This window comes from Vreelandella profundi, from assembly GCF_019722725.1.
Classification (GTDB): domain Bacteria; phylum Pseudomonadota; class Gammaproteobacteria; order Pseudomonadales; family Halomonadaceae; genus Vreelandella; species Vreelandella profundi.
Map to the genome: position 1 here is coordinate 1,505,868 of NZ_CP077941.1, position 14,682 is coordinate 1,520,549.

12 protein-coding genes are annotated in these 14,682 nt (G+C 53.7%); 8 read left to right on the forward strand and 4 right to left on the reverse strand.

Annotated elements, in window-relative coordinates:
- Positions 1-7 precede the first annotated feature (7 nt).
- Positions 8-1,432, reverse strand: a complete 1,425-nt coding sequence (locus tag KUO20_RS06910; RefSeq protein WP_235042132.1) for a M20 family metallopeptidase — start codon at positions 1,430-1,432, stop codon at positions 8-10.
- A 177-nt stretch (positions 1,433-1,609) separates the two neighbouring features.
- Between KUO20_RS06910 and KUO20_RS06915 the strand changes: the two genes are divergently transcribed.
- Complete coding sequence (locus KUO20_RS06915) at positions 1,610-2,515, forward strand: LysR family transcriptional regulator (RefSeq protein ID WP_235042133.1); 906 nt, start codon at positions 1,610-1,612, stop codon at positions 2,513-2,515.
- A 28-nt stretch (positions 2,516-2,543) separates the two neighbouring features.
- On the opposite strand, the gene KUO20_RS06920 is transcribed toward KUO20_RS06915, so the two are convergent.
- Positions 2,544-3,977, reverse strand: a complete 1,434-nt coding sequence (locus KUO20_RS06920) for a YfcC family protein (RefSeq protein WP_235042134.1) — start codon at positions 3,975-3,977, stop codon at positions 2,544-2,546.
- Between the two features lie 248 nt (positions 3,978-4,225).
- Between KUO20_RS06920 and KUO20_RS06925 the strand changes: the two genes are divergently transcribed.
- From KUO20_RS06925 to KUO20_RS06940, 4 genes are all read left to right on the forward strand, one after another.
- Positions 4,226-4,432, forward strand: coding sequence for a ParD-like family protein (locus KUO20_RS06925; RefSeq protein ID WP_235042135.1), 207 nt, complete (start codon positions 4,226-4,228; stop codon positions 4,430-4,432).
- On the forward strand, positions 4,425-5,213 hold the full coding sequence (gene map / locus KUO20_RS06930; RefSeq protein ID WP_235042136.1) for a type I methionyl aminopeptidase: 789 nt from the start codon (positions 4,425-4,427) through the stop codon (positions 5,211-5,213). The genes KUO20_RS06925 and map overlap by 8 nt, the downstream gene beginning before the upstream one ends.
- A 34-nt stretch (positions 5,214-5,247) precedes the next feature.
- Positions 5,248-5,967 (forward strand): ZIP family metal transporter, encoded by a 720-nt coding sequence (locus KUO20_RS06935; protein ID WP_235042137.1) that lies wholly within the window; start codon positions 5,248-5,250, stop codon positions 5,965-5,967.
- 78 nt (positions 5,968-6,045) lie between these two features.
- Positions 6,046-7,359, forward strand: coding sequence for a DUF945 family protein (locus KUO20_RS06940; RefSeq protein ID WP_235042138.1), 1,314 nt, complete (start codon positions 6,046-6,048; stop codon positions 7,357-7,359).
- 131 nt (positions 7,360-7,490) lie between these two features.
- On the opposite strand, the gene KUO20_RS06945 is transcribed toward KUO20_RS06940, so the two are convergent.
- Positions 7,491-8,192, reverse strand: a complete 702-nt coding sequence (locus KUO20_RS06945; RefSeq protein ID WP_235042139.1) for an FMN-dependent NADH-azoreductase — start codon at positions 8,190-8,192, stop codon at positions 7,491-7,493.
- A 120-nt stretch (positions 8,193-8,312) separates the two neighbouring features.
- Here KUO20_RS06945 and KUO20_RS06950 point away from each other — a divergent pair, with 120 nt between their 5' ends.
- A complete protein-coding gene (locus KUO20_RS06950; RefSeq protein WP_235042140.1) occupies positions 8,313-9,224 on the forward strand; it encodes a LysR substrate-binding domain-containing protein in 912 nt (303 codons plus the stop codon).
- Positions 9,225-9,318: 94 nt separating this feature from the next.
- Here KUO20_RS06950 and KUO20_RS06955 read toward each other — a convergent pair whose 3' ends face one another.
- Positions 9,319-11,235 (reverse strand): DNA topoisomerase III, encoded by a 1,917-nt coding sequence (locus KUO20_RS06955; RefSeq protein WP_235042141.1) that lies wholly within the window; start codon positions 11,233-11,235, stop codon positions 9,319-9,321.
- 212 nt (positions 11,236-11,447) lie between these two features.
- Here KUO20_RS06955 and KUO20_RS06960 point away from each other — a divergent pair, with 212 nt between their 5' ends.
- Together KUO20_RS06960 and KUO20_RS06965 are read left to right on the forward strand one after the other, a co-directional pair.
- A complete protein-coding gene (locus KUO20_RS06960) occupies positions 11,448-12,689 on the forward strand; it encodes an ABC1 kinase family protein (RefSeq protein ID WP_235042142.1) in 1,242 nt (413 codons plus the stop codon).
- Between the two features lie 123 nt (positions 12,690-12,812).
- On the forward strand, positions 12,813-14,630 hold the full coding sequence (locus KUO20_RS06965) for an SEC-C metal-binding domain-containing protein (protein WP_235042143.1): 1,818 nt from the start codon (positions 12,813-12,815) through the stop codon (positions 14,628-14,630).
- Positions 14,631-14,682: the final 52 nt, after the last annotated feature.

The following is a 14,682-nucleotide window of genomic DNA, read 5'->3' on the forward strand; positions in this document are numbered from 1 at the left end:
AAATTGTTTAGATTGCCTCGTTCGCCACTAGTTTTTTTGCCTGAGGTTCGCCTAAATCCCAGAATACGCCAGCGGCCATTTTAAGTCCCTGCTCAACGATGGTTTCAAGCAGGTGCTCGTCGGGCGCATGCTGATTGCAAGATGGGTAGGAGTGGGGCAGCCAGACCGTCGGCAGGTTGAGTGCCTCCGAAAAGCAGTGATTAGGAATCGTGCCGCCAAGGTTAGGCAAAATATACGCGTCTTCTTTGAGGCTTAGACGGGCTGATTCCGCCACAAAGCCGACCCACGGATGCTGAGGGTCTAGCCGAGTTGCGGTATAGCCTCCCAGCATTTCAATCTGAATAGTCTGAAAACCGTGGGCGTCTAAATGCTGACGTAAATGGCTTTCTATGGCCTGCCAGTCAGTTCCTTTCACAAAGCGCAGCTGTAGAACGGCTTCAGCGCTTTCAGGAATCGCGCTCACCGGTTTGTCTGTTCTGCCTGCGCTCATGCCTAAAATCTCTAAGGTGTTAGCACCATACAGGCGCTCGCCATCGCTAAGCTGTTTTTCACCCCAGGCGGGATTAATCGTCGGATCGGTTTCGCCTCCGCCCACCGGCAAGTCGCGAATTAGCTGGGAAACCTCTGCTGGGATCGCCGGTGCTTTGAGGAAGTCGACTTGAATTCTGCCTTCTGCGGAGAGCAGCGTGGCAATGGCGTTACAGACCACGACGGCGGGGTTGGTGATGATGCCGCCCCAGTTGCCTGAGTGGCGCCCGCCGTTGCCGGTCGCCAGTGAAAGCTTCAACTGGAGTATGCCCCGCGAACCCAGAAATAGCGTGGGCATGTCGTGGCGGATACGCGGGCCATCCGAGGCGAGAAATAGGTCAGCTTTCAGCGTTTCCTTGTACGCCAGGCAGGCCGCTTCCAATCCTGGTGAACCGATCTCTTCGCTCATCTCAAAGAGTATTTTGACGTTATAACCCAGCTTACCCTGGCGGGCCTTGATCACCGCCTCAAGGGCGCTGAGGTTAACGCTGTGCTGGCCTTTGTTATCGGCAGTGCCGCGGCCATAAACGCGACCGTCAATGAAGGTCAGTGCCCATGGGTCGATGCCATTGGTCCATTTGTCTTCCTGACCATCGGTGACATCGCCATGGCCATAAAGTAACAGCGTAGAAAGCGCGAGGTCTTCTATGCGTTGGCCGATCAATAAAGGCGGTAGGCCAGCGATTGGGTTGGCAATGATCTGGCAGTCAAACCCTAGCTCGGTTAGCAGCGGCGACATTTCATTGTTCAAGTAGTCGTGCAGAATGTCGTGACGAGTTGGGTCTTGGCTGACCGTTTTAAGCGCCACACGGCGTGCCAGGCTGCGATAAAAGTTGCCGTTAGAAAGCTCGTTAACCGCCAGTTGAAGCGCGTGTTCGCGACCTGAAAGCTGCGTTGTATCCATGAACCATCCTTATGGTCGTTGGAATGTTGGAAGTCGTCGAAAAAAGTGTGCGTAAGACGTCACTAAAAAGAGTAATTCTTGGCTACCTTTGCGACTATTATGAATCTTTCAAGCTCTCTTTCTAATCATCAGAAATCAGCTGCGCTCGCCAGGCGTTAATCAAAAAAGGAGAAGAGCATGGTGCAGGAACTCAACTTGCGCTTTTTTCACAGCGTGGCTAAAACGGGCTCGCTTTCTGCCGCGGCAGAAGAGCTGCACGTTGCTGTCTCTGCGGTGAGTCGTCAGGTCACGAACCTTGAGCAGCGCCTGGATATCAAACTGTTCAATCGCCAGCCTCGCGGCATGCAGCTCACCGAAGCGGGCAGGTTGCTGCAAGCCTATGCGCTGCGTAACCAGCTGGAAGTCAGCAGCGTCATCGAACAGATGCACGACGTGATGACGCGTCAGCAGCGTAAAATCACCGTGGCATGTCCCGATGGTATGGCCTGGCATTTTCTGCCCAGCGTTATCTCTGAATTTATTACTCAGTGCCCGGACACGTGTTTTGATCTACATATGGTGGACTCAGTGCGCGCCTCGGAACTCGTCAAAGAGGGCGAGGCAGATATTGCCCTGACCTTTAGCCTTGCACCGGACATCGGTATTCACGTCGTCTCTAGCCATAACGCCGCTATCCGGGCGCTGATGTCTAAACATCATCCTTTGGCCAGCAAGGCTGAACTGCACGTGGCTGACCTGCGCCAGTATCCGCTTAGCATGTCCTTAAATGGGTCCACCATGCGCTATTTGTTTGATGTGGCATGCAGCCTTTCCGGTATCAGCATACAGCCCAGCTTTTCCTGCGACTCGTTGGGCGCTACTTACACTATGGTGTGCGAGCACCCTAATATGGTTGGGCTGTGTAGCGCCGTGGCGGTGAGCGGTAAAACGCAAGCGGAAGGCCTGGTGTTAAAACCGCTGCTGGATCCGCAGCTGGCGCTTCGCGGCCTTCAAGTGCAGGTCATGGCAGAGCGCCAAATGCCCGCTCACATGAAGGCGTTTCTGGGCTTTTTAGACCACCGGCTCATCACTGCCTCGCAATAAATACCGGTACTGTTACGCTAGAAGGGCCCTAAAAAGGCCCGTAATTAATGCTGACCGCAATGGCCACGAAGGCGCTACCTGCGGCAACCCACAGTACCACCAGCGGCAATACAAACTTGAACCACTCCACATAGGAAATTCGGGCGATAGCCAAACAGGCCATTAGAGTGCCGGAAAGCGGCGTGACAATATTAGTGACGGCATCGCCTAGCTTGAAGGTAATGAAGGTGGACTGACGGGTTACCTCAAGCATGTCGCCAATGGGCACCATAATAGGCATGACGATTGCCGCCTGCCCTGTACCGGAAGTAATAATGCCGTTAAAGGCCAGGTTAAAGAGGTAAAGAAGCTGCATAGCCATGATTTTGCCATGACCATCCAGCGAGCTGGCGACGCTATGCACAATGGTATCAATCAGCTGGGCCTGCTTGAGCAATACGATAACGGCTGCCGCTACCCCGACGACCAGCGCGCCATACATCACTTCACCCGCGCCATTCATCAGCCGCTTGATAAACGCATTGGGCGAGACCTTGCCGACTGCTGCGGTAAGAACTCCCAGCATAAGAAAGGTCGCGGAAAGCTCAGTAATGCCCCAGCCAAACGAAAAGCCGCCGTATAAAAAGAAGGCAAAGGAGGCGGCAAACATCGTTAAAATAACTTTGTGTGAAAAAGTGAAATCAGGCGCAGGCTCTTCTTCATGGGCTTCACCTGTCGCGGTAAGCGTTACATTTTCAGCGCTGCTGTTAGTCTGTTTGTTCTTAACTCGCTTGGCGTAGTGGCAAATATAGGCGGCAGTAATAGCGAGAAAGACCACAAAAATCGCGCTGCGGTAAACAAAGCCTGAAAACAAAGGAAGCTCGGCAATAGTCTGCCCGGTAACGGTTACCGTGGGGTCGAAAACGCCGGCGGCAAAGCCCGCATAAGAGCCCAGAAAGATAATCGCTACTCCAACAATGGGGTCAAGTTTCAATGAGCGCGCCAGAAACAGGCCGATAGGGATAAATGCAATGGCTAGGTTCGCGCCCACGCCCACGGAGGCTAGCGTTGCAAAGGTGGTGCAGAAAATCACGATGAGAACGTTTTGCCTACCCTTGGCCAGGCCAATCATGCGATGAATGCCGGCGCTAAGAGCGCCCGTCGATTCGATAACCTTAAGAACGCCACCGACAATCAAAATCAGAAAGATGACGCCAGAAGCTGCCACCAATCCCTTATGAATGGAGGTGAATAAATCCATTAAATTTAGTGACGGAGCCGTGATATAGCGAAAGCTGTCGGTAGATACCTGGGTCAGGCCATTAACGCTACTTCTCTCGTAAGTGCCCGCTGGAATGAAGTAGGAGGCCATCAGCACTAAAATCATGAAGCCAAACAAGATGATAAAGACATCTGGCATCGGTAGCTTTTTCTTTTTGTGCTCTGTAACGCCGATTTCGCTTGAGTTTGCCTTTAAGGACATCGTTGTCTCCACTTCAAGAGGATTGTCATTTTAATAATGAGGGATATACGGAAGGCATATTTATATGAAAATCAACCTACCAAGGAAGGCTAAAGCGAACAATTGTGGATTAATCAAAGGTGTTTTCTATTTTTGGTAAGCGAGCCCTTGGCTAAATGGTGTGCATGGCATACGGGCTTGTAGGTAATGCCCGCTGAGCATATGATTCGTATATATTCCGTATGCTTTGATGCTTTAAGGATGTACTTATGGGAATTGTGAAAATAGATGACCAGCTACACGAAGATATTCGCAGGGCCAGCGCTGTGATGGTGCGCTCTATTAATGCGCAGGCTGAATATTGGATAAAAATCGGCATGCTGGCTGAGACCAATCCAAGCATGACGTTCTCAGAGATTGTGCGAGAGCAAATGAAACAAGCCGATATTAATGTCAGGGAGGTGGTCGGTGGCTGAAGTGATTCTGAAAAATGAAGAGGAACTGAGCCTAATGCGCGAGGCCGGTCGGCTGCTTGCATCGGTATTCAGCTATCTTGATCAGCACATTATGCCCGGTATTTCCACGATGGATATCAATCATTGGGCAGAGCGATATATCGTTGATGATCTGCAGGCCCGCCCCGCGAGTAAAGGGCAATATGATTATCAGTATGTGCTCAACACGTCGGTTAATCAGGTGGTCTGCCACGGCGTCCCCTCCGATGCTCAAACGCTCAAATCAGGCGATATTGTCAATGTCGACATTACCTTAGAGAAGGGTGGGTTTATTGCCGACTCTAGCAAGATGTACATGCTGGGCGATGTAAAGCCCATAGCAAAACGGCTGGTTGATAAAACCTACGAGGCTATGTGGCAAGGAATAAACGCCGTTAAGCCCGGCGCTACGCTGGGTGATGTGGGCTATGCGATTCAGCAGCATGCTGAAAATAGCGGGTACTCGGTTGTGCGTGAATACTGCGGCCACGGTATTGGTCGGGAAATGCATGAAGAGCCGGAAGTGTTGCACTATGGCCAAAGAGGAAAAGGCCTGGTTCTAAAAGAAGGCATGGTGTTTACCATTGAGCCAATGATCAATCAGGGCAAGGCTAAAATAAAAACCAAGAAAGATGGCTGGACGGTCGTCACCAGTGATAAAACGCTGTCGGCACAGTGGGAGCATACGATTGCGGTTACCTCCCAAGGTTTTGAGGTGTTAACGCTGCGTAACGACGAGCCTCTTAACTCAACCAATGATTGATATCCTAATAACTGGGTGTGATAGCTAATATTCTATGGCGACTATTACTTACATATTGCTGTTATCGCTGCTGGCGGGTGCGGCAATGCCCGCTGGGGCGCTATTGGCAAGACTCGATGTTGTCCATCCCGCGTTATTAGGCACTTCTTGGCGGCATTTTATTGTCGCGTTTGGTGGCGGTGCTCTTATCTCAGCGGTGGCGCTGGTGTTAATTCCCGATGGTGCTAGCAAGCTTTCTCTTCTACCGGCTGCTTTATGCTTTGCTGCCGGTGGCGCGTGCTTTTATTTGTTAGATGCCTATTTGAGTAAACTTGATAGCGCAATGGGCCAGCTGGTCGCGATGCTTTCAGATTTTATTCCAGAGGCTATCGCGCTGGGCGCAGCCTTTGCGGTAGGCGAAAGCACGGGTTTATTGCTCGCTTTGCTGATGGTTTTACAAAATCTGCCAGAAGGCTTTAATGCTTTTGAAGAGCTCAGCAGCCGCTCTCAGCTCTCTTCAAATAAAATCCTTTGGGCTTTCAGCTGCCTGGCCTTGGTGGGGCCAATATCCGCGGCAACCGGCTATTACCTATTGGCTCAGTACGAAGCGCTGATGGGCGCTTTAATGCTATTCGCCAGTGCGGGCATTTTGTATCTGGTCTTTCAGGATATTGCACCGGGCTCAAAGCTTGAAAGTCGCGGCATGCCCGCCCTAGGCGCAGTGGCGGGTTTTTTATTGGGCTTGATCGGCAACATGATGCTTCAAGGCGCTTAACGATAAGTATTAATTAGCGATAGGTTTTTATTGTTAAATAAAGGACAATTAATAATCATTTTTATTAAGGATACAGACATGCCTGCAACCTCAAAGACGTTAATTTTAACTGCTGCTGGCGTCGTGGTGCTGGGTGGTGGGGGATATTTAGGTGCGCAGGCCGTCGTGGGTAATGAGGTTGAAAAAGCGCTTACCCAAAGCTTTGCGCAGTTGGATGACTCGCTTTCCTGGTACGCAAGGGATGTGACGATTGATAAATCGCTGTTTAAAACAACGGTGACCGCGACGATCGGCATGGAAGGTGTTGAAAATGCCAACGCGCAGGTAAACCTGCTGGTCGATCATGGCGTTATTAAAAGCCCGATCACGGGTACGATTCACCCTAATGAACAGTTTGTAACGGGTGATATCGATGTTGATTTGGTAGCCACCCGCAGTTCGATAAACGGCCAGCTTACGGCTAATTCTTTAAGTACGGTTGAAGCCGACAGCACGCTCCATGATCTGGTTGTGGATTTAAATCGCGAAGATCTCAATGCCTGGAACGTTGAAGGGCAGGCACGTGAAATTGTTGTTAATAATGAAAGCGACTCGGTGCGGATAATATCGCCTCGCGCTACGATGCATACACAGGGAGATGAGAGCCGTGTAATGCAGCAGCATTTGGTAATACCGAGAGCCGAGTTTTTGGCGCAGGGGGTCAGTGTCTACATGGAGGATATCGAGCTTGAGGCCGAGTCTGAATCCGTGGACGGTACGCCAATTGTTAATTCAGGTGCTTCTTTCAAAGTCGCCGATTTGGGTACAGATGATACATCTATAGGCAGTATTTCGCTTGAGATGACGGCCAATAATTGGGATGTGCAGGCCTTTCAGACGTTGCAAGAAGCCTATACGCCGCTAGAAGCGATGCGTTTAGAATACGAAGAAAGCGGCGAGCGGGGTGACGAGCAAGAAGAGCGTGAACTGCTAACCCAGGCCATCGAGAGCGGCTACAATGTACTGATCGCCAATCCGTCGATCGCCTTCCAGCCTTTGGAAGCGCATGTTGTGCTGCCGATGATGGGTATCGACTTCAAACCGCGCCTCACGGCAGACATAAGCTTTGATGGCGCCGATCTTTCTAAACCTGCTTTATATAGCGCGCTTTGGGATGAAGATCTGCCACTTCCCGAGCCGTTGCAGGCCTCAGATGACGTGATGAGCGAAGCCGATGCTTTAACGTATCTTGCCAATCGAGTGAGTCTAGATGTCAGCCTGACCACGCCTCCTGATCTCGTTATCGGTATGATCCCAATGCCGTTTGCAGGCTTGGTGGACCCGACGAGTGATGAGCAGCACGTCGTGTGGAAAGACGGCCAGTTAACGGTCAATGGTCAGCCAGTGATGTAAGGCGCTTGAAAGGTGCGGAGATGATGAATGACATAATCTCCGCACTTACTCATCTCAAGGACTTCTGGAAAGATAGCTCTTCAACGACAGCTCTTCAACGACAGCTCTTCAAAGACAGCTCTTCTGCGTATTTAGGCGAGTTCGGGCGTTGGAGCGTCCTTAAACGTCCTCTGCAACTCACTCACCAGCATTTCAACGTTGCGCAGTGCCTTGGCAATAGATGCAGCCAGGACTTCGCCACCTAGTTCCTGTCCCTCAATGGCAATGTAATGAATACGGGTAATACCCATAAACTCGAACGCTGAGGCCAGATTTGGCTCCAGATGATTCATGTGCGCCATTGCTTCGCCGGGTGCCATATCCACGCCGCCTCTGGCGGTGAGAACGACAGCATGCCGTTCTCGGTCGGTGAGCTTAGCGATGTATGGATCGTCCGGCTGGGTCTTATCAATACCCACCGTTCGTCCCGCTCTGATTACCTGATCGACCCATGCTTTGAGGCTTGCCGGCATGCCGAAATTGTATAGCGGCGTGCCAATGACCACGATATCTGAGGCAATTAACTCATCAACCAGCTGGTCGCTTTCGACTAGTGCCTCCTTCATCCAGGGTTCTCGTTGCTCTTCAGGTGTGAAAGCAGATGCGATCCAGTCGTGATTAATAATGGAGGGCGGGCGTTGGCCTATATCTCGACAGGTGATCGTGTCTTGCGGGCGGCGTAATTGCCACTGAGTGACGAATTGATGGGAAAGATGGCGACTATGCGAGCCGTGGTGATCAACGCCTGCAATGCCGGGGCGGGCGCTCGCATCTATATGTAGAATATGTGGCATCTCTTGTCTCCAGTTGTGAGCTAAACTCATCTATTCTTAATCGTAGATGCAGCTTATTCCCTGCTTATAAACTTCAACAAACGATCATTTCTTGCCGTTATAGATGAGTAAAAATCACTTATGAATCCACGCCCATTACCTTCGCTTTCGGCGCTTCGCTCTTTCGAGGCCGCTGCCCGTCACGAAAGTGCCAAGCAGGCAGCACAGGAGTTGTCGGTAACGGCCACCGCCATTAGTCATCAAATCCGAGGGCTTGAAAGGGCGCTGGGCGTGTCTCTGTTTGTGCGAAAACCTCGTCAGTTGATACTGACACCCCAGGGCCATGAGCTGTTTCAAGTGCTGGAGACCGCGTTTGATAGCATCAGCAATGTTGTTGGGCGGCTGAATGCTGCGCCGGTTCGTCATCCCGTAACGCTCTCAACTACGCCTGCGGTGGCGATGCGCTGGTTGCTTCCCTGGGTGTGTATGCTGCGCGACGCTCATCCTGATATTGATCTGCGCGTTCATGTCTCACACGAGCCGGTCGCATTAGATGCAGTAACAACCGATATTGCGATTCGCTATGGCGATGGACGCTGGCCGGGGCTAGTGGCAGAGAAGCTGTTTGATAATACCTTTGTACCCGTCTGCAGCCCACGCCTTGGCTTGAGCGATGTAGCTCAGCTGCCTTCATATTCACTGATCCACTTCTCGGCCCAGGGGGAAGTATCTTCGCGACTTGATTGGGCTTTTTGGCAGAAACGGGCAAGGGTTGCGGGGCTTAACGTCAAAGCCGGGCTAGTGTTTTCTGACGAAACTCACGCTATTTCTGCTGCTGTCGGTGAACAGGGAGTGGCGCTGATGAGCCGTCAACTCATCAGGGATGAATTACAGGATGGGCGGCTAATCCAGCCTTTCGGCCCAGAGTTAGAAGGTAAGCCGTTCTTCCTGGTCTACCCAGAAGCCCGCCGGCACGATCCGACGATTCTGGCTATCCGTGATTGGGTGATGGCGTTGCCGGGTATGTTGACGACAGTGTCGAAAGATAAATAAACATTTATACCGTTATATTGTTGTTTGTGCAGATGAAAAACTCTGCGCTCAAACCCCAGCGGTGCAGGGGCTGGATAGCACGCAACAACTCCCTTCAATTTGTCTTCTTCCTCCCACCGGTGCTTTTCTTTCTCGTATAGCTCTTCCTCGGCTTACCCGTGCGCTTTGCCGGGCTGCCGACTTCACCCTGGGCGGTCTGTAAGCTGTGGCGTAATTTCCCCGCATCGCTTTGGGTGAGCAGGCCACGCAAATCATCCAACAACGCTTGCTGAAAAGCAGTGGCATCGTCCTGGCGTTCTGAAATCGCGCGCAGCCGCTGTTCCCACAATGCTGTGCGCTCGGGGGTGCTGACGGCGCTGGGCAGGGCGGCGATTAAAGCGCAACCGAGCTTAGTCGCGCGAAGGGCTTTTTGTTGGCGTACCAGATAGCCGCGTTGTACCAGTGTTTCAATAATGCCTGCGCGAGTCGCTTCGGTGCCAAGCCCATCGGTATCGCGCAGGGTGCGGCGCACGGCGAGGTCGTCCACATAGCGGCCGATGTTCATCATCGCTTTAATTAAACTTGCATCGTTGAACGGCTCTGGGGGGCGGGTTTCGCGCTCCTCTACGCCTGCGCCAAGTGCTTGGCAGGGCTCGCCTTGGCTAAGCGTTGGAAGTGGCGGCGCTTCTTCCTTGGTGGTAAACAGCGGCTTCCAGCCCGGGTCTAGAATACTTTGACCCCGGGCACGAAAAGCCTCATTCAGTACGGTGAACTCTGCTTTGACTTCAAAGATGCGCAGCGGCCGATAAAATTGCGCCATCACGTTGCGTACCACCAGTCTAAAAACGTGGCCTTCAGTGGCGGAAAGCTGGCTGAAATCCACGGCTTTGCCGGTAGGCGCGATGGCATGGTGCGCGCCCACCTGCTTATCGTTCCAGGCTTTGGAGCGCAGGGTGAAGTCGGCACCTTTTAGCCACTGCCCAAGCGTTTCATCGTTTTGGCAAGCGCCGGTTAAGCTGCGCTGGGCAAGCTGAAGGTGCTCTTCAGGCAGGTAGCGGCAGTCTGAGCGTGGGTAGGTAATGAGTTTGTGGCGTTCATAAAGACGCTGGCAAATATCCAGCACCATCTGTGCGGAAAGCCCATAGCGTCGAGCAGCATCCACCTGCAGAGCGGAGAGTGAGTAGGGCAGCGGCGGCGCCTGACGTTTTTCCTGCTGATCAAGCTGAGTCAGTTGGCCAGATGCCCCAGGTAGCTGAGCCGCTAGAGCATCGGCGGGCGTACGATCAACTAAGCGGCCTTGGTCATCAAGCGGTTCATGCTCTTTAGGAGCCCACCAGGCGCGAAGCTGGCCTTGGGCGACTTTTAGATCTACCCACAGCGGATAAAACGGATGCGGCACGAAATCACGAATAGCGTTGTCGCGACGCACGATCAGCCCTAGCACCGGGGTTTGTACTCGGCCCACGGAAAGCACGCCATCGTGACCGGCTTGGCGGCCCGTAAGCGTCCAAGCGCGAGTCAGGTTAATGCCATAAAGCCAGTCGGCGCGAGAGCGTGCCTGAGCCGCTTCAAAGAGCGGTTGATAGTCCGTATTGGGGCGTAGCTTAGCAAGCGCCCGGCTTACCGCAGGCTTGTTAAGATCGCTGATCAGCAGCCGTTGAACGGGGCCGCGATACTTCATGTATTCAATGACTTCCTGCACTAGGAGCTGGCCCTCTCGATCAGGATCACCAGCGTGCACTACATCCGTTGCTTGCTTAATCAGCTTTCGAATAACGGCCAACTGCCCGCGCGCTTTGGAACGCGGCATCAGCTTCCATTGCTGCGGCACAATCGGTAAACGGTCTAATCGCCACTGTTTATCGGCCGCATCATAAGCTTCAGGTGGAGCCTGCTCTAATAAGTGCCCCAGGCACCAGGTGACGGTGGTATCACCACACACCACCGCGCCATCTTCACGCTTGCTAGTGCCGGGTAGCGCTTCGGCAATGGCTTGGGCGAGGCTAGGTTTTTCGGCAATTATCAGGCGCATAGCGGCGAAGCCTTCATCGTATCTTGTGATGGCGCCTATGGTAGCAGACGCGCGTATCGAGTTAGAGCGATGTGTCAGCGCAGGGCGTATAGTGATGCTATATATTCATTTTTTTTCCCGGGCGTATATTATTTGTACAGGTAATTGAAATAAGTAGCGCGGCTCAATCTGTGTACGCGATGTGGCGCGATAAATTAAAGGAGGAACTGCAAATGCGTGAACGCGGTAGAACACGTCGTTTAATGGGCTTGGGCGCACGCACCGGCGGTGCGCTGCTTAAAACGCGGTTAGGTGGGCAGGCGGATTGGCGTGCCCTCGGCGAGGCGCTTTTTGAAGGGTTATCAGAGTTAAAAGGTCCGGCCATGAAGCTCGCCCAGATCATGTCTCAGTGGGATGATCTGCTGCCTCCCGATCTAGCCGAAGAGCTTGCTCGCTTGCAGCGTCAGGCCGAGCCGATGCCCTGGCCGCGTATTCGTGAAGCGCTGGTGCTCCAGTATGGCGATATTGATCATTACTTCAGTGAGATTGAGGAGCGTCCTTTCGCCAGTGCTTCTATGGGGCAGGTGCATCGCGCAACTACTCACGAGGGCGAAACGATCGTGCTCAAGGTGCAATATCCTGGCCTTGCCGACGTGCTTGAAAGTGATTTGATTCAGGTGCGGCGCATCATGCGTCTAGGCCGCTGGTTCAAAGTACCCCAGGCACGTTTGGATGCGCTGTTTGAAGAGCTGGCCGAAAGCCTGCGAGGAGAGCTGGATTACTATGCCGAGGCTGAAGCACTTGCGCGCTACAGTGAGCGCTATAAGGATAATCCACGCCTGAGGATTCCCGAGCCACTCCCGGCGCTTTCCGGCCAGCACGTATTGGCGATGCGTTTTGTTGATGGCACGCCGCTGCGTGAATTGTCGGAGGCCGATGATGCAACGCGCCAGGCAATTGCCCAAACGTTGGCGGATTGGATTACCCAAGAGCTGTTTACGTTCGGTGAGCTACACGCCGACCCTCACGCGGGTAACTTTGCTGCCGATGCCCAGGGCCGGCTGGTCATTTATGATTTAGGCGCGGTCATTACGGTCCCCGAGGCGCGGATAAAGGCAATGATGCAGCTGCTGGATGCCACTCTGCAACATGACCCTATGGGGATGGATGAGGCATTAATGCAAATGGGCGGTCGCCAAGGGCAGGGGGCGCCGCTAGCGCTTTACCGCGAATCAGCCGAGTGCATTGCGCCGCTGTTTGCGCCGGGCGAGCAGGATTTTAGCGATGTGCGAGTCCACCGTCGCCTGCGTGAGCTTACTCCAAAAGTGTGGGCTGCCATGGACCGCCTGCAACCTCCTGCGGATACGCTTTTGCTTTCCCGTGCGCTAAACGGTCACTACTGGAACTTGGTACGACTGGGGGCTCGGCTGGACATGCATGCGCGAACGTTACCTCTCATAGCGCGGGCCCATTAACGATAAAACGATTGCCACTGCGGCGATGTCGGCCTTCGTGATAAACTATGTCGCTTTCATTTTAGACATCGTTCTTTATAGACACACGATTGATAGACATCGGTTAACGCAGTGGAGACGGCAATGCTAGCGGTATGGGTCGATCAGCTGCTGGGATTTGCCTCCGGGGCACTCTCGGCAATCAGGCAGCAAGAACATTATCCGGACTTCATGACCTGGGTGCGTGCCAAAGGCGCCGACGCCTTTAACGGCGACGTGGCCATGGCACAGGCGCTGGCCCCGGTACTGTGGTCGCAGGCGCCGTTAGAGCGGCTGGGTTTTGGCAGCGAGCCGCTTGCCACGCCTGGGCGCAACGAGCCGTGCTGGTGCGACTCCGGGCGCAAGTTTAAGCAGTGCTGCTATCAGGTTGAGTTCCCCACTGACATTCCCGAGCAGATGATGTGGATGCTCTCGCTGCGCGAATGGAAGGGCGCTACCTTGAAAGCCGCGCTGGATAGCCAGCAGGCGCCCGCTCAGGCGCTGTTGGAAGCTGGCCTCATCGCTGCTGAAAGTGGCCAGACCGGTCGCGCGATGCAAATCCTCGAATCGCTCTTTGACGGCAGTGATTGGTCACGCCTACCCGAACAGGCTGAGCCTGCCTTCGAAATCCTGCTGGATATTTATCAAGAGCGCGGCTTTACCCGCAAACGCGCCGATTTGCTCGACGAAGTGATGGAGCGCGGGCCGTTATTTTTACGCGGCGTGGCGCTTGAGCGCTTATGTCTAATGCATCTAGATAACGATGATTTGGACAGCGCTCGCGGTGCTTTCGTTAAAGCGCAGCAGGCGCTGCCTGATTCGCCCACGCTGGCGTACATTGAGGCCATGCTGCTGCTTCATGAGGGTCATGAGCAGGAAGCTAAGGAGCGAGCTGATTTCTGGTATCGCCGGTTGGTTCGTCAAGGTGATTTAGACGAAGATCAGCTGGAGTTTTTGGCCGCGCTGGCGGAAAACCCCGGCGCGACGCTTGCTGATCAGCTGCTCAGCGCAGAAGAAGATTTGGCCACGCCGCTGGTCGCGCTGCAGGCGTTGCTTGCCGCACTGCCTACTGCTCCCAAAATCGATATTCAAACGGACCCAGAAAGTGGGCGATTGCTTTACCACTCAAGCGCCCGTGAGGCGACGTTATTTGCCGGCTGGCATGAGCAGTTCCAAGTGCTGGTGGATGAAGATGTGGCGCTGGGCTTTCGTGATGACCCCTGGGGTAATGCGGTTGAGTGGATGTCGGCGCTATGCGCGCACCCGGAATGGCTAGACGCGCCGCAAGTGGTACAGGATCTGACCCTGGCATTGACTAGCCGATTTGGCAGCCTGCCGTGGATGGCGCCAACCCTGCTAGAGCCTCTGGCGCTGCGTCTTTCACGCTGGCTAGAGCAAGCCCGGGCAGCGGGCAACGGTAACCTATGCTGGGACGACGCAGATAATGCGATGTTGCTGCGCACCGGGTTAGCGTTGGTGGTCGGCATGGAGCGCGGAGCGCGTCAGCATTCTCGCGAATTAGCGGAAGAGCTGCTGCTTATCGATCAAGAAGATAGCCTTGGGCTGCGTGAACTGGTGCTTGATCAACTGTTACGTGACGACCGCAACGAAGAAGCGCTGGCCTTGGCCGAAGAGAACGACGATGACGGTTCGCTAGTGCTGGGGCTGTTAATGGGTAAAACCCTTGCCCTCTATCGGTTACAGCAGCTTGAAGCGGCAGAGACTGCGCTTAGCGATGTGGTTGGCCATAATCGCCATGCCTTAGAGCTTATTTGCGCTGAAAGTCCGCGCCCCTCAATGCCGCATGCCGATGGCCAAGTTGACCCCGGCTCCCGCGCTGAAGCATGGCAGTACCGAACCTTGATGCGCGACCAGTGGCGCACCACCTCTGGCGCGTTGGATTGGTTAGAAGCCCATCGCTAGGCGCTTTACCTGGCCTGCGCTCATTAGGCTAATGAATGTCTTCTGGTGAGAT